We start from the raw sequence: 15757 nt of genomic DNA on the forward strand, positions 1-15757 counted from the left end.
CGCTATCCCTTCAGTCGGTTGCCGGTATCGGCGTCCAGCGTCGGGCGGCCGGCGGCATGCAGGCGCAGGATGATGGCCAGCCCGACGGCGGCCTCGGCGGCGGCGAGCGACAGGATCATCAGGAACATCACCTGCCCCTGTGCCGCGTGCCAGCGCGCGCCGGCGGCGATGAAGGCGAGTGCCGCCGCGTTCAGCATGATCTCGATGGACATCAGCATCAGCAGCAGGTTGCGCCGGGCCAGAACGCCCAGCAGGCCGGTTGCGAACAGGATGGTCGCCAGCAGCAGCGCCTGGGTGGGAGAGGCTGCGTTCATCTCACGCCTCTCCTGTCGCGGCGCCGGTGCCGCGAATGTTGCGGCCGATGTGAAAGGCGCTGACGAGGCCGGCCAGAAGCAGGAAGGAGGCCAGCTCCACGCTCAGCACGTAGGGGCCGTAGAGCATGATGCCGACGGCTTGCGGCCCGATCGAAACCAGGGTGTCGGGGGCTGCCGTGGGCGGCATGGCGCGCAGCGTGATACAGAGTGCAGCCAGCAGGAGGCACGAGAGGATGGCAGGGCCAATCCAGATTCCCGGTGCCATCCAGTGCCGTTCCCGGTCGCGGTCGGTCCGGCCCAGATTGAGCATCATCACCACGAAGACGAACAGCACCATGACGGCGCCCGCATAGATGATGATTTCCAGCATCGCGGCGAACGGTGCGCCCAGCGCCTGGAACACGCCGGCGAGCGACAGCAGGAGCACGACGAGATACAGCAACGCGTGCACCGGAACGGCGCGCGTCACGACCATGAGGGCGGCGCAGGCGGCGACCAGCGAGAAGAGGATGAAGGGGAGGTCCGACATGGTGCCTCTCCCGGCTATGGCAGCAGGGTGTGGATGTCGACGGGCGGTGCCTCGCGTTCGGCCTCGCCCTTGTCCTTGCCGGGAATTTTCACGCCGGCGACGCGGAAGAAGCTGTAGTCGGGATATTTTCCGGTGCCGCTGATCAGCAGATCTTCCTTTTCGTAGACCAGGTTCGGCCGCAGATATTCGCTCATCTCGAAATCGGGGATGAGCTGGATGGCGTAGGTCGGGCAGGCTTCCTCGCACATGCCGCAGAAGATGCAGCGGGAGAAGTTGATCCGGAAATAGTCGGGATACCATCTGCCGTCCTGCTCGGCCTTTTGCAGGCTGATGCAGTCCACCGGGCAGGCCACGGCGCACAGATTGCAGGCCACGCACCGTTCCATGCCGTCCGGATCGCGCGAGAGGATGATGCGGCCGCGATAGCGCGGCGGCAGGGGGGGCTTATGCTCGGGATAGCCCACCGTCACGCGGCGGTGGCCCATATGCAGGAAGGTCAGCCAGAGGGTGCGCAGGATTCCGAACATGGCATGGTCTTCCTCTATCCCGGCGCATGCAGGAGCAGGATCGCGCCGGTGGCGGCGATGTTGAGCAGGGAGAGCGGCAGCAGGATCTTCCAGCCCAGGGCCATCAGCTGGTCGTAGCGCGGGCGGGGGAGTGCCGCGCGCAGCAGGATGAACAGGCAGACCAGCGCCCCGGTCTTCAGGCCGAACCACAATGCGGGGGGCAGCAGCGGCCCCTGCCAGCCGCCCAGATACAGCGTGACCAGCAGGGCCGAGATCAGGACCACGCCGGCATATTCGGCCAGGAAGAACATGCCGAACTTCATGCCCGAATATTCGGTGTGGAAGCCGGCGCCCAGTTCGTTCTCGCCCTCGGGCAGGTCGAAGGGCAGGCGGTGCGTCTCCGCCACGCCGGCGAGCGTGAACACCACGCAGCCCAGCACCTGCGGCACGATGAACCACAGGCCGGACTGCGCCAGCACGATGTCGCGCATGGTGAACGAGCCTGTCTGCATTACGACGCCCAGCACCGACAGGCCCATGAACACTTCGTAGCTGATCATCTGCGCTGCCGCGCGCATGCCGCCCAGAAGCGCGTATTTGCTGTTGGAGGCCCAGCCGGCCAGTACCACGCCGTAGACGCCCATGCCCATCATCGCCAGCACGAACAGCAGCCCGACATTCAGATTGCCGGCGATGCTCCAGAACGCGGTGACGGGCACGACGCCGAAGGACAGCAGCACCGTCATCATGCCGATCGCAGGCGCCAGCACGAATACGCCCCGGTCGGCGAAGGGAGGAATCCAGTCCTGTTTGAACAGGATCTTGATGCCGTCGGCCACGGCCTGGAGGATGCCGCCCGGCCCCACGCGATTGGGGCCGTAGCGGTCCTGCCACAGGCCCAGCAGCCGCCGCTCGAACCAGGTCAGGAAGGTGGCCAGCCCCAGCAGCACTGCAAGGGTCACGCCGATGATCACCGGCATCGGGGCGGTCATGGCGTATCGTCCCCGTGCAGTTGCACGCGGACGGGGGTGGTGAAGGCACGGGCGGCCAGATGGGGCGGGCATAGGGCGATGCCGGGTGGCAGTGCCGGATCGTGCCGGACGGGCAGGGTGAGATGTTCGCCAGCCAGCGTGAGGCTGACCATGCCGCCATCCTGCAGTCCTGCCGGCAGCGTGCTGAGGCGCAGGGTGGCTGGCGTTACGCGCGCGGCGATGGGGGGCGAGAGGGCGCTGAGTTCCTCGGTGCCGAACAGGCGGGGTTCGGGCAATAGCAGGAGGTCGTCGGGGGCGGTGGTGAAGGGGGTTGGAATGTCATGGTGCCATTCGGGGGTCTCGGGAGGGATGCCGTCATCCAGCAGGCGCGTGCCGGCATCGCCACCCCGCATCGGGCCGCCGATTTCCTGCTGGAAGCGGTTGAGGGACTGGACGGAGTTCCAGCCGGGGGCGTGATAGAAGGGCATCAGGGCTCCGGGCATGTCCGGGGAATAGGCGCCTTCCATGGACGGCGAGAGCGGCGTGTCGGGCGATTGCGGCAAGGGGCGGTCGTGGACGCTGATATCGGCCCGGACGGCCGTGCGGCCGCTGATGCGTGCCGGTTCGCTACGGATCCTGCGGCCGTCGAGACGGTATTCGGCGTCGGGCGCGGCGTCGATGATGCGGGACAGGGCCGGGATCTCTTGCGCTATTGTGGCCACGATCTGGTCCAGGTTTGTCCATTCGGGTGCATCCGCGTGGGTGGCGGCTTGGGTGAGCTGTTGGGTCCAGCGCCAGCTTTCCTGAATCGGCATGGTGGGGGTGAGTGCAGGCAGGAAGCGTTGGGCGCGGCCTTCGGTGTTGACCAGTGTGCCGCCGCTTTCGGCGAAACTGGCGGCGGGCAGTAAGAGGTCGGCGCGCTCCGCCAGTCTTGTGGCGATATGGTCGATGACCACGAGGTGGGGCACGGCGGCGAGGAGTTCGTCCAGTGTCGCGGCATCCAGCCGGCGGGTGAGGTCGTTTTCCACCACCACCAGCGTGCCGATGTGCCCTGCGCGGGCCATGGCGCGTACCGCGTCGAGCGGGATACCGCCTGTCAGAGCCATGCCCATGCTGTTGCAGTCGGGAACCACCAGTGACAGTGCCGCGTCGGCGCCGGTGGCATGCAGGGCGGTGGCGATGTTGGCGGCGGCGTGGATGAGGGCGGCGTTGGCGTATTGCAGGCCGGCGACGATCAGGGGGCGGTGGGCGGTGCGCAGGGCGGTGGCGAGCGCGTCCGCCAGTTGGATTTCCGTTTCCGACAGGTCCGGCGCGTCGGGCGCCGAATTGTCGACCCTGTGGGCGATGGCGAAGCCCAGCCGGGCGAGGTTGTCGGGGGCCGCGCGGTGGATCGTGGCCGCTATCGGGTCGAGGTCGGTGGCGGCGGGTGTGAGCACCATCAGCGGCGAAGGGGCGTCGGCGCCCAGCATGCGCACGGCGGCGTCCATCCAGTGCGGCACTTTCGCGGCGTCGGCGGCGGGGAAAGCAGCCCGGCGCAGGGTCTGGCGCAGGGCCAGGCTCAGGCGCGGGGCGGTGACGCAGACATCCTCGCCCAGTACCAGGACGGCGTCGGCGGATTCCATGTCGTGCAGGCTGGGGTTGCGGGCCGGTGTCGCGCGCAGGAGGGCTGGGACCTGCATGGTCAGGTCATGCTCAAGCTGCGTCAGTCCGGTTGAAAACCGGTCAGGGCCGGTGAGGCAGCGCAGGGCGAAGTTCGATTCCAGCGACGCCCGTGTCGATCCGATGCCCACGATCGGACCGTCCTTGGCCATGGCGGCGAACCGTTCCAGTGCGGTTGCCATCGAGATGGGAACGGGGATGCCGTCCTGCCGCAGGATGGGCGCGCGCAGGCGGGTGGGGGCGCTGGTGAATCCGTGGCCGTAGCGCCCGCGATCGCACAGGAAATAGCGATTGACCGCCTCGTGATAGCGATTGATCACCCGGCGGACCGTGCCTTGCCGCGCATTGACGATGGTGTTGCAGCCCACGGCGCAGTGCGCGCAGACCGAGGGGGCGCCGCGCATGTCCCATTTGCGGCTGTAGACTGCCGAGAACGGTTTGTCGGTGAAGACGCCGGTGGGGCAGACCTCCACGAGATTGCCGCTGAAGGCGCTTTCCAGCGCGCCGTCTTCGTGGCGGCCGAAATAGAGGTCGTTATGGGCCGCGAAGGCCGCCAGATCCTCGCCGCCGGCATAGTCGCGATAGAAGCGCACGCAGCGATAGCAGCCGATGCAGCGGTTCATTTCGTGATTGATGAAGGGGCCCAGATCCTGGTTGCGGTGCGTGCGCTTGGTGAAGCGATAGCGGCGTGAATCATGGCCTGTCATGACTGTCATGTCCTGGAGGTGGCATTCGCCGCCTTCGGGGCAGACGGGACAGTCGTGCGGGTGGTTGGTCATCAGCCATTCGACGACACCGGCGCGGAATTCCCGCGCCTGGGGCTCGTCGATGGACAGGATCGCGCCGTCGGTGACTTGTGTCATGCAGGCCATGACGATGCGGCCGGTCTTGTCGTCTGGGCCGCTGAACTGCTTGATGGCGCACTGGCGGCAGGCGCCCACCGAGCCGAGGTCCGGATGCCAGCAGAAATAGGGCAGGTCGGCCCCAGCCTCGAGGCAAGCTTGCAGCAGATTCTCGTCCGTGCGGGCGGGGCAGGCGCGGCCGTCGATCAGGATCGTCGCCATGGTCCCGTTCCTTCTATGCGGCGTGGCGCAGCGGGCAGGCCCGCTGGCGGATGTGGGCGTCGAAATCCTCGCGGAACAGCTTGAGGCCGCTGGCCAGCGGGGCCATGGCGCCCGGTGCGTGCGCGCAGAAGGTGCGGCCCATGGGGCCGAGCATGCGGGCATGGTCGTGCAGCCGGTCCAGATCCTCGGGTTCGCCGGTGCCGTTCTCGATCGCATTCAGCAGGCGCTCGACCCATGGCAGCCCGTCGCGGCAGGGCGTGCACCAGCCGCAGGATTCCTGGGCGAAGAAATGTTCCAGATTATGCAGCATGCCGACTGGGCAGGTCCGGTCGTCCAGCAGGATGGCCAGGCCGGTGCCCAGCCGGCTGCCGGCCTTTTCCACGGCGCCATAGTCCATCGGTATGTCGATCTGTCCGACGTCGAGGAATGCGGTGGAGGCGCCGCCGGGCAGCAGCGCGCGCAGCCGGTAGCCGTCGCGCATGCCGCCGGCATGGTCCTCGACGATCTCGCGCAGGGGTGTGCCCATCGGCAGTTCCCACGCGCCGGGCCGGCGCACGCGGCCGCTGACGCCGTAGAGCTTGGTGCCGCTATCCGGGCCTAGGCCGAGCGAGACGAACCATTCCGCGCCGTTGGTGACGATGTGCGGCAGGTTGCAGAGCGTCTCGACATTGTTGACGACGCTGGGGGCGCCCCACAGGCCACCGACCTGCGGGAAGGGCGGCTTGCTGCGCGGCTGCGCCCGGCGGCCTTCCAGCGCGGTCAGCAGCGCGGTTTCCTCGCCGCAGATATAGCGGCCGCCGCTGGCGTGGACGTGGATTTCGAACCCGAAGCCGGAGCCCAGGATGTTCTCGCCCAGCCATCCGACCTGCCTGGCTTCCGCGATTGCGCGGTTCAGCCGCTCCAGCGCCAGATGATATTCGCCGCGCAGGAAGATCACGCCGTGGCCGGCCTGGATGGCGTAGCCGGCGATGATCATGCCTTCGATCAGTTGCAGAGGATTGCCTTCCAGAAGCATTCGGTCCTTGAAAGTACCGGGCTCCATCTCGTCGGCGTTGGCGATCAGGTATTTGCGGCGGGTGGCGGCGGGGTCCTTAGGTACGAAGCTCCATTTCTGGCCGGTACCGAAGCCCGCCCCGCCGCGGCCGCGCAGTTTCGATGCGGTTACCATGTCGATCACCGCGTCCGGCGTCATGTCGCGCAGGGTGCGGCGGACTGCCTGCCAGCCGCCGGCGCGGCCATAGGCGGCGCAATCGGGCGGGCCGTCGGGCAGGCCGATCATGGCGGTGAGGGGGCGGTCGGAGATGGTCATGGCGTGGGGGCCCGCAGGGTGTCGGCCAGTTGCTCCGCCGTCTCGGCATTCAGGTCGCCATGCAGGGTCCGGTCCACCAGCATGGCCGGTGCGTGGTCGCAATGGCCGAGGCAGACGATCGGCAGCAGCGTGACCGCGCCATCCGCCGTGGTTTCGCCCGGCCGGATGCCCAGCCGGGCTTGCAGGCGCGCGCAGACCGCATCGCGGCCCATGATCCAGCAGGAGACGCTGTCGCACAGCAGGATGACGTGCCGCCCGACCGGGCGGCGGAAGATCAGGTTGAAATAGGTGGCGATACCGTCGAGATCGGCTGGCGACATGCCGAGCAGGGATGCAGTTTCGGCCAGATGTGCGTCGCTGACCCAGCCGAAATGGTCCTGCACCATCGTCAGCGCGGAGACCGAGGCTGCGCGGGGCCGGTGCTCGGCCTGGGCGAGATCGGTGATCCGGGTCCGTAATGCGGGGGGGAGCGGGGCGTCAGCGGTCGACATCGGCCATCACGAAATCGATGCTGCCGATGATGGCGATCAGGTCGGCGATCATGGCGCCGCGGCTGATCAGCGGGATCATCTGCAGATGGGGGAAAGAGGGGGTACGGATGCGTGTGCGGTAGGACATCGTGCCGCCGTCGCTGATCAGGTGATACTGGTTGAGCCCCTTGGTGGCCTCGACGCAGCCGCGTGCCTCGCCGGGCGGAATCACCGGGCCCCAGCTCACGTTCAGGAAATGATGGATCAGGGTTTCGATGTCGTGCATCGTCCGCGCCCTGGGCGGCGGGGTGGTGAGCGGATGGTCCGCCTTGATCGGGCCGGCGGGCATGTTGTCGACGCATTGGCGGACGATGCGCAGGCTCTGGCGAATTTCGGCGATGTGTACCACCACGCGGTCGTAGCAATCGCCGTTCGTGGCCGTCGGGATATCGAATTCGAGCTGGTCGTAGCAGGCATAGGGCGCGCGGCGGCGGTAATCCCATTCCAGCCCGCAGGCACGCAGGCCGGGGCCGGTGACGCCCCATTCGATCGCCTCGCGCAGCGTGTAGGCGCCGACGCCCTTTGTGCGCGCGCGGAAAATGCCGTTGCGCATCACCATTTTCTCGTATTCGTCGAGGCGTTTCGGCAGATAGTCGAGAAAGGTGCGGATCAGCCCGTCCCAGCCGGTCGGCAGATCCATCGCGACGCCGCCGATACGGAAGAAGGCCGGATGCATGCGAAAGCCGCAGATGGCTTCGATGATCTCGAACACCCGCTCGCGGTCGGTGAACATGTAGAATACGGGCGAAAGCTGGCCGACATCCTGGCTCATGGTGCCGTAGAACACCAGGTGGCTGGCGATGCGGAACAGTTCCGCCAGCATCACGCGGATCATCTGCGCCCGGGGGGGCACCTGAATGCCCGCCAGCGTTTCCACTGCCATGACGTAAGGGAAATTGTTCATCACGCCGCCCAGATAATCGACGCGATCGGTGTAGGGGATGTAGCTGTGCCAGGATTGGCGCTCGCCCATTTTCTCGGCGCCGCGATGGTGAAAGCCGATATCGGGCACGGCATCGACGATGCGTTCGCCCTCCAGTTGCAGCACGATGCGGAACACGCCGTGCACGCTGGGATGGTTGGGGCCGAGATTGAGGAACATGAAATCGGTGTTCGCCGAATGGCGCCGCATGCCCCACTGGCCGGGATCGAAACGCAGGGCTTCCTGCTCGCGCTTCTCCTGGTCCTCGGTCAGGCTGTAGGGCGGCATTTCCGTGGCGCGGGCGTAATGGTCCTTGCGCAGCGGGTGGCCGACCCATGTTGGCGGCGTCAGGATACGGCGCTGGAACGGGTGCCCGTCGAAGACGATGCCGAACAGGTCCCAGGCCTCGCATTCGTACCAGTTCGCGTTCGGCCACAGGTCGGTGATGGTGGGGGCGTGCGGGCGGTCTTCCGGCAGCGGCACCTTCACGCGCAGTTCGTCGCCGGCGTCGGCGAAGGAGAGCAGGTGATAGACCAGGGTGAAGGCGGATGCGGGCTGGTCGCCGCGATGCGTGCGCTCGCGCTCGTCGACCACCGTCAGGTCGAAGAGCATACGGAGGGCTGTGTCCGGTTGTTTCAGGCGGGCGAGGGCATCATGCACATCCTGCCGCGCGATCCAGACCGTCGGCACGCCGTCGCGTGTTGCTTCGATGGTCAGGATTGCTGGCGTGGGGGCGTGTGTCAGCTGCGCGAACATGGTGTCGGGCGCGCGAAGATCGGCCGGCCGGGGTGGGGTGGCCACGATCATCGTCGCCTCCGTTCAGAGCGCGTCGGGGGAGCGGAGGTCGCGCGCCGCACGGCGCACGTCGCGCTTGGCGTCGCGCATGCTGGGTGGTGTGACGCGTTCGATGCCTTGCGGGCCGACCATCCAGCTCAGCGGGCGCCGTTGGGTGCCGATGGCGTTCTGCAACAGCATCAGCCCTTCCAGCAGCGCGTCGGGGCGCGGCGGGCAGCCGGGCACGTAGACATCGACCGGCAGGAAGGAATCCACGCCTTGCACCACGCTGTAGATGTCGTACATGCCGCCTGAATTGGCGCAGGAACCCATCGAGATGACCCAGCGTGGCTCCAGCATCTGATCGTAGAGATACTTGATGATCGGAGCCATTTTTACGAACACGGTGCCGGAGATGACGATCAGGTCGGCCTCGCGCGGGGTGGCGCGCAGCACTTCAGACCCGAAACGGGCGATGTCGTATTTGCTGGTGAAGGCCGTCGCCATTTCGACGTAGCAGCAGGAGAGGCCGAAATTGAACGGCCAGATCGAATTCTTCTGGCCCCAGGACACGAAATCCTGCAGGCGGCCCATGACCAGGTTGCGACGGACCGTCTCGGTCACGGTCGGGTTCTCCGGTCGCGCGGAGGCCGGGGCGGCCGAGGCCGAGGTCAGGGACCAGCGCATGCCTATGATACCTTTCGGGTCAGACGCTGCGTGGGGCCCCATTCCAGGCCCCCGCTGCGCCACAGATAGGCCAGTGCGATACCGAGGAAGATCGTGAACAGAAGTACTGCGCCGTAGCCTTGCCACCCGGCCTGCCGCACGATCGGAGCCCATGAGAACAGGAAGACCGCCTCGGCATCGAAGATCACGAAGAACACGGCGATCAGATAATATTGCACCGGCAGGCGCAGATGGGCCGAGCCCACGGGCAGGATGCCGGATTCGAACGGCAGGTTCATCGACGCGCCACGGGCGGGGCCGACACGCCGGTTGCCGGTGACGGAAGCCAGGGCCAGCATCGCCGACAGCAGGGCTGCGATGGCGATGGCATAGAGCATCAGGGGATGCAGCGCGCAGAAGCTCCACATGGACAACACCATCGGGTTGTCGCGGCAGAACGTGTGCCGCGGATGCCGGGTTGCAGGGTGGGAAATCTTTGCCGAATATTTAACGGTCTTGTGGAGTGCGCCAGCCGTTCGCCTGCCATCCGCCGCCCATGGCGCGTACGAGGTCGATCCCTGCCACCAGGCGGCGGGTGGTGATGGTGATCATGTCCTGGCGTGCCTGTAGCTCTGCGGTCTGGGCGATGACGACCTGGAGATAATCCACTGCGCCTTCGCGATACTGGATGCTTGCCAACTGGTTGGTTCGGGCGGCGGCGGAGACGGCCTCCTCCTGTCGTGCGGAGGCGTCAGCCAGGTGGTTGAGCAGGGCGAGCTGGTCTTCGACCTCGCGGAAGGCGTTGAGTGTGGTCTGGCGGTCATTCGCCGCGGCTTCGGCATAGGCGGCGTGCATGGCCGCCAGGTCGGCGAAGCGGCGGCCGCCGTCGAAAACGGCCAGCGTTGCCAGTGCCGGGCCGAGGGCCCACACGCCCGTCCCGGCCGATAGCAGCATGCCCGTTGTCGTTGCCGACCCGCCCGATGCGCCGAGGGTGATGGTGGGGAAGAAGGCCGCGCGTGCGATGCCGATCCGCGCGTTCGCCGCCGCCATGCGCCGCTCGGCGGCGGCGACGTCCGGGCGGCGTTGCAGCAGGGCGGATGGGGCTGTGACGGGAATGACCGGCACGGGGTCCGTGGCGCTGGTCGGGGGGAGGGAGAACAGGGACGGTTCCTCGCCGATCAGCACGGCGATGGCGTGTTCGGTCAGGGCGCGATCGGCCACCTGCTGGTCCAGTTGGGATTGGACCGAGGCCAGTTGGGTGCGGGCGCGGCCGACATCGAGTTCGCTTGCTGCGCCGCCGGTAAAGCGGGTGGTCGTCAGGTCCAGCGCCGCCTGATAGGCGGCAATCGTGCGGCGCAGGACGTCGATCCGTGCGTCCAGCCCGCGAAGCTGGAAATAATCCTCGCCCAGTTCGGCTTCCAGGCTGAGGCGCATGGCGGCGAGATCGGCGGCGCTGGCCTGGGCCTCGGACCGTGCTGCGGCAACGAGGTTGCGGATGCGGCCCCAGAGATCGGGCTCCCACGAAATGGTGCCGCCGGCGGCGTAGGTGCGATAATCGAAACGATTGCCGGTCTGGGCGAATACGGCGCGTTCGCGCTCGGCGCTGGAGGAGGCGTCGATCTGGGGAAAGAATTCGGCCCGCGCGCGCCGCACCAGGGCGCGGGCCTGGTCGTATCGCGCCACCGCCGCCGCAAGTTGGGGACTGTTATGTTCGATCCGGGCTTCCAGCGCGTTCAGCCTGTCGTCCGCCATGATTGTCCACCAGTTCGGGCGGCCGGCCGTGTCTGCCGGTTGTGCCGGGGTCCAGGGGCCGCTTTCCTTGAAGGCCGGGAGGGTAGGAGGAGCGGGTTTGTGGTAGTCGGGCGCCAGGTTGCAGGCAGAAAGCAGCGTCAAGGTGAGAAGCAGGGCTCTGCCCCGGGAATCAGGTGCCATGCGTGGTGTCCTGCGGCCGGACTTCGTCGCCGTCGCGCAGATCGTCCCTGGGATTGTCGATGACGGCGCTTTGCGGTGGCAGACCCGTGACCTCCAGCTCGGTGCCGAAATCGGTCACGATGGTGATGGGCTGGATCTTTACATGGTGGCTGGAATCCATCGTCGCGACAGTGGTGCCGTCGCGCCGGAACAGCAGGCTGCTGGCGGGCACGCGGACGGGGGAGGATGCGGTGCCGGCAGTGGCATCGGTGCCGGGGAAGGTGAAGGCGATCTGGGCATAGGCGCCCGGTTTCAGCAGGTTTTCGCCATTGTCGTAGACAAGCTGCACCAGCATGGCCCCGGATTGGGGATCGACGGCGTTCGATGAGCGGATGAGGTGGGCCTGGAAGGTGCGGCCGGGGTAATCGGGTACCGTGAAAGCGACCACCATGCCGTCCTGTATCCGGGCGGCATAGGATTGGGGCACGCTGACATAGAGGCGCAGCCTGGCGACATCGGAAACAGTGAAGAGCGGCTGGGCCGCCGAGGTGCCGGCGACGATCAAGGCGCCGATATCGGTGGCGCGGCTGGTCACGATGCCGGTGAACGGCGCCATGATGTGTTTGAAGCCAGAGAGGGTTTCCAGCCGCTCCACCTCGGCCGCTGCCTCGTGGCGCGTGGCCTCGCTAGCGGCGAAATTGCCCCTTCGTTCGTCGGTTTCCTGCTGGGACACCGCGTTCTGCGCATTGAGGCGGTCCCAGCGGCGGGTGGTGATGCGGGCGAGGTCGCGCTGGGCGGTGCGGGTTGCCAGTGCGGCGCGGGCGGCGGCGAGTTGCTGGTCCACGTCGGGCGTGTCGATGTCCGCCAGCAACTGGCCCTGCTGCACCTTTTGCCCGATATCGACATACCAGCGGCGCAGATAGCCGTTGGTCCGGGCGTAGACGGGCGCGCTGTACCAGGCTTGCAACCGTCCGGGCAGGACCAGCCTGTCGGGTGCCATGCCGCCCGGATGGACGATGGTCACCGTCGGGATTGTGGCGGCCAGTGTTTCCGCATGAAGCTGGTGGCGGGCATGCAGGCGCAACAGCGTGCCCGCCACCAGGACCAGCGCGAATAGCGACGCGGCGATCAGGACGAACCGGCCGAGCCGGGGGGATGGTCTGTCGCCTTGTGTCTGTGTCTCCGTCTGTGTCGGGGCGGGGTCAGGCATGGGCGGATGCTTCATGCGCGGCAGCCCGTGCGCGGCGTTGATAGATGATGGCAAACAGGGTCGGCACGAAGAACAGCGAGGCGCAGGTGGCGAAGATCAGCCCGCCGACGACGGCGCGGCCGAGCGGGGCGTTCTGCTCGCCGCCCTCGCCGAAGCCCATCGCCATGGGCAGCATGCCGATGACCATGGCCAGCGCGGTCATCAGCACCGGCCGCAGGCGGGTCTTGCCGGCCGCCAGCGCCGCTTGCAGCGCGTCGCCATGTTCGGCGAGCTGCTCGCGGCAGAAGGCGATGACCAGGATGGAATTGGCGGTGGCGACCCCCATGCACATGATCGCGCCGGTCAGTGCCGGGACGGAGAGCGGCGTGCCGGTGGCGAACAGCATCCAGCAGATCCCGGCCAGCGCCGCCGGCAAAGCGAGGATGATGATGCAGGGATCGGTCCAGCTCTGGAAATTGATCACGATCAGCAGATAGATCAGCACGATGGCCCCCAGCAGCCCCGCGCCGAGGCCGGAGAAGGCGGTGGTCATGGATTCGTACTGTCCGCGCAATGTCACCGTGACCGTCGCCGGGCGCTGGGGCTCCAGCCGGTCCAGCACCCGTTGCACGTCGGAGGCGACGGCACCCAGGTCGCGTCCGTCGTTGCCGGCGAAGATGTCGATCAGCGGGCGGATATTGTACTGCCCTTCCACGGGCGACGTCGTGCCGCGCGTGATCGTGCCCAGTGCGCCTAGCACCTGGGGCCGTGTTGCCAGGGCGCCCGTGCCTGTCACCGGCAGGCCGATCACGTCCGATAGCGCGCCGATCCGGTATTCGGGCATCTGTACCGAGATCGGGTAGGTCACGTTGTTCTGCGGGTTCAACCAATAGAGCGGGGCGGTCTGCGATGTGCCGGCGATCGAGGTTGCGATGCTGCTGGTGACGTCGCCTTCCGTCAGGCCCAGCTGGTTGATGCGGGTGCGGTCGACCTCGAAGCGCAGTTCGGGATAGCTGGCGGGCTGCTGGATCCGGGCGTCGACCAGCCCGTCGATGCGGCGGATGTCGCGCAGCACCCGTTCGGCGAACTGCCGTGTCTCGTCGGGCTGCGGCCCGCTGACCTGGATGTCGATCGGGGCCGGGGCGCCGAAATTGAGGATCTGGCTGGTGATGTCCGATGGCAGGAAGGCGAAGGTGGCCTGCGGGAACAGCCGGGGGAGGTCGGCGCGCAGGCGGCGGATATAGCGTTCGGTGGGATGATGGTCCTCCTTCAGCGCGATCAGGATGTCCCCGTCCTCGGGCCCGATCGTGCCGGAGGCGCTGTAGGACACGTTGATGGCGCTGTTCGGCAGGCCGATCATGTCGGCGATGGACAGCACTTCGCCGGCCGGGATGCGCGCGCGGATCTGTTTCTCGACATCCAGGAAGAGCGAGGCGGTTTCCTCGATCCGCATGCCGACCGGTCCGCGCACATGCAGGGTTATCGCCCCTGCATCCACCTGAGGAAAGAAATTGCGGCCGAGAAAGGGCAGGAAGGCCAGGCTGAGGACGGCGAAGCCAAGAAAGAGGCAGATGAAGCGGCCGCGATGGGCCAGCACGGCCTCCAGCACCCTGCCGTACTGCTCCCGGAATGACGCGAAGCGCCGTTCGAACCCTTGCTGGAGGCGGGTGAACATGCCGTCCCTGTTGTCGTCCCTATGGTTGTGGGGGCGGAGCAGGAACATGGCCATGGTGGGAACCAATGTGCGCGAGAGGAGGAAGGACATCATCATCGCGAACATCACCGACAGCGCCATCGGCACGAAGAGAAAGCCCGACACGCCCGGCAGGTAGAACATCGGCACGAAGACGATGCAGATGCACAGCAGCGACAGGAAGGCGGGCACGATGATCTCGCCCGAGCCGTCCATGATGGCGGGGTGCACGTCCTTGCCCATCTCCAGATGGCGTTCGATGTTCTCGATCGTTACCGTCGCCTCGTCCACCAGGATGCCGACGGCCAGTGCCAGCCCGCCCAGCGTCATGACGTTCAATGTCTGGCCGAAGGCCGACAGGATGGCGACGGCGCCCAGGATCGAAAGCGGGATCGAGGTGGCCACGATCAGGGTGGAGCGCCATGAGCCGAGAAAGAGCAGGATCATCAGGCTGGTCAGCCCGGCCGCGATCGCGCCTTCGCGCAGCACGCCGCTGACGGCGGCCCGGACGAACAGCGACTGGTCGTTGACTGGTGTGATCTGAAGCTGCTTCGGCAGGCCGCGCCTGGCGTCGGGGATCGTGTCGCGGATGCCCTGGACGATGGCGATGGTGGAGGTGGCCCCCGATTTCAGCACCGTCAGCAGGGCCGAACGCTGGCCATCGACATGGACGATGTTCTGCTGCGGCAGCGAGCCGTCGCGCACATGGGCCACGTCGCGGACGCGGACCACGGCGCCGTTCACCGTCCTGACCGGCAGCATGTTGAGCTGCTCGACCGACAGCGGTGCGTTGTTCAGTCGGAGATTATACTGGTATTCGCCGATTTTCACGAAACCGGCGGGGGTGATCTGGGTCTGGATGGACAGGGCGTTGGCCACGTCCAGGCCGGAGACACCGCGCGCCTGCAACTGGCTGGGGTCGAGGTCCATCTGGATCTGCCGCACCCGGCCGCCATTGGGGAAGGGGATGGCGGCACCCGGCACCATCACCAGCCGGGTGCGGATGAAGTTGAAGCCGAAATCATAGAGCTGCTGTTCGGTCAGCCCCGTTCCCGACAGGCCGAGCTGGAGGATCGGCACGGTGGAGGCGTTGTAGTTCAGGATGAGCGGCGGCGTTGTCCCGACCGGAAGCTGGCGCAGCAGTGTCTGGGCGATCGCCGTGACCTGGGCGTTGGCGAGGCGCACGTCGGCGCCGGGCTGGAAGAAGATCTTGGTGACCCCGATCCCGGTCAGGGCCTGGCCTTCGATATGCTCGATATCGTTCACCGTCGTCGTCAGCGCACGCTGGAAGGGGAGCTGGATGCGGCCCGACATGTCCTGCGGCGAAAGGTTGGTATAGGTCCAGGCGACCGCGACGACGGGAATGCTGATATCGGGGAAGATGTCCTTGGGCGTGCGAATGGCCGACAGCACGCCGGCGATCACGATCAGGATCGCCATGACCACGAATGTGTAGGGCCGGGCGAGCGCCAGCCGGACGATCGCGTTCATGACCGCGCGGTGCGGGCGTGCGGCCGATCCGGTGGAAGTGCCTCGCAGGGTGTCCTCTCCGGCGCGTGCCCTTTCCCGGCAACGCGCCGCCCGCTAGTCCTCCGGTCCTGCATCAAGCGGCATCTTTCCATGGTCCGGCGTAAGGAAGCTTGGCATGTGGGCATGGTTGCCCGCCAACAGTTGATATAGCTGCCGGCGGCAGAGGAAAGTTCGTCAATTGCGAGCGATC

General features: G+C 67.0%; 13 protein-coding genes. All 13 read right to left on the bottom strand.

The annotated features are described in order from the left end of the window. Positions 1 to 2: 2 nt before the first annotated feature. The gene (gene nuoK, locus HLH35_RS09915) at positions 3 to 314 is read right to left on the bottom strand and encodes an NADH-quinone oxidoreductase subunit NuoK (RefSeq protein WP_182978979.1); all 312 of its coding nucleotides are present in this window, start codon (positions 312 to 314) and stop codon (positions 3 to 5) included. Position 315: 1 nt separating this feature from the next. After that, positions 316 to 843, bottom strand: coding sequence for an NADH-quinone oxidoreductase subunit J (nuoJ, locus tag HLH35_RS09920; protein ID WP_182978980.1), 528 nt, complete (start codon positions 841 to 843; stop codon positions 316 to 318). A gap of 14 nt (positions 844 to 857) precedes the next feature. Then, positions 858 to 1370 carry an NADH-quinone oxidoreductase subunit NuoI gene (gene nuoI / locus HLH35_RS09925; RefSeq protein ID WP_182978981.1) on the bottom strand — a complete coding sequence of 171 codons (513 nt, stop codon included), beginning with the start codon at positions 1368 to 1370 and terminating at the stop codon, positions 858 to 860. A gap of 14 nt (positions 1371 to 1384) precedes the next feature. Beyond that, positions 1385 to 2341 (bottom strand): NADH-quinone oxidoreductase subunit NuoH, encoded by a 957-nt coding sequence (gene nuoH / locus HLH35_RS09930; RefSeq protein ID WP_182978982.1) that lies wholly within the window; start codon positions 2339 to 2341, stop codon positions 1385 to 1387. Further along, positions 2338 to 5043 (bottom strand): NADH-quinone oxidoreductase subunit NuoG, encoded by a 2706-nt coding sequence (gene nuoG, locus HLH35_RS09935; protein ID WP_182978983.1) that lies wholly within the window; start codon positions 5041 to 5043, stop codon positions 2338 to 2340. Before nuoG ends, nuoH begins: the two co-directional genes overlap by 4 nt. Positions 5044 to 5056: 13 nt before the next feature. Continuing rightward, complete coding sequence (gene nuoF / locus HLH35_RS09940) at positions 5057 to 6352, bottom strand: NADH-quinone oxidoreductase subunit NuoF (protein WP_182978984.1); 1296 nt, start codon at positions 6350 to 6352, stop codon at positions 5057 to 5059. Then, complete coding sequence (gene nuoE, locus HLH35_RS09945) at positions 6349 to 6843, bottom strand: NADH-quinone oxidoreductase subunit NuoE (RefSeq protein ID WP_182978985.1); 495 nt, start codon at positions 6841 to 6843, stop codon at positions 6349 to 6351. Before nuoE ends, nuoF begins: the two co-directional genes overlap by 4 nt. Beyond that, positions 6830 to 8560 carry an NADH-quinone oxidoreductase subunit C/D gene (gene nuoC / locus HLH35_RS09950; RefSeq protein ID WP_338029332.1) on the bottom strand — a complete coding sequence of 577 codons (1731 nt, stop codon included), beginning with the start codon at positions 8558 to 8560 and terminating at the stop codon, positions 6830 to 6832. Before nuoC ends, nuoE begins: the two co-directional genes overlap by 14 nt. A 63-nt stretch (positions 8561 to 8623) precedes the next feature. Continuing rightward, entirely contained in the window at positions 8624 to 9265 is a 642-nt protein-coding gene (locus tag HLH35_RS09955) for an NADH-quinone oxidoreductase subunit B (protein WP_182978987.1), read from the bottom strand. 2 nt (positions 9266 to 9267) lie between these two features. Next, a complete protein-coding gene (locus HLH35_RS09960; RefSeq protein ID WP_246384999.1) occupies positions 9268 to 9684 on the bottom strand; it encodes an NADH-quinone oxidoreductase subunit A in 417 nt (138 codons plus the stop codon). 67 nt (positions 9685 to 9751) lie between these two features. Further along, positions 9752 to 11176 carry an efflux transporter outer membrane subunit gene (locus tag HLH35_RS09965; protein WP_182978988.1) on the bottom strand — a complete coding sequence of 475 codons (1425 nt, stop codon included), beginning with the start codon at positions 11174 to 11176 and terminating at the stop codon, positions 9752 to 9754. Then, entirely contained in the window at positions 11166 to 12365 is a 1200-nt protein-coding gene (locus HLH35_RS09970) for an efflux RND transporter periplasmic adaptor subunit (protein ID WP_182978989.1), read from the bottom strand. Before HLH35_RS09970 ends, HLH35_RS09965 begins: the two co-directional genes overlap by 11 nt. Beyond that, on the bottom strand, positions 12358 to 15528 hold the full coding sequence (locus HLH35_RS09975; protein WP_182978990.1) for an efflux RND transporter permease subunit: 3171 nt from the start codon (positions 15526 to 15528) through the stop codon (positions 12358 to 12360). The genes HLH35_RS09970 and HLH35_RS09975 overlap by 8 nt, the downstream gene beginning before the upstream one ends. Positions 15529 to 15757: the final 229 nt, after the last annotated feature.

Source organism: Gluconacetobacter asukensis (genome assembly GCF_014174375.1).
GTDB classification, from domain to species: Bacteria; Pseudomonadota; Alphaproteobacteria; order Acetobacterales; family Acetobacteraceae; genus Gluconacetobacter; species Gluconacetobacter asukensis.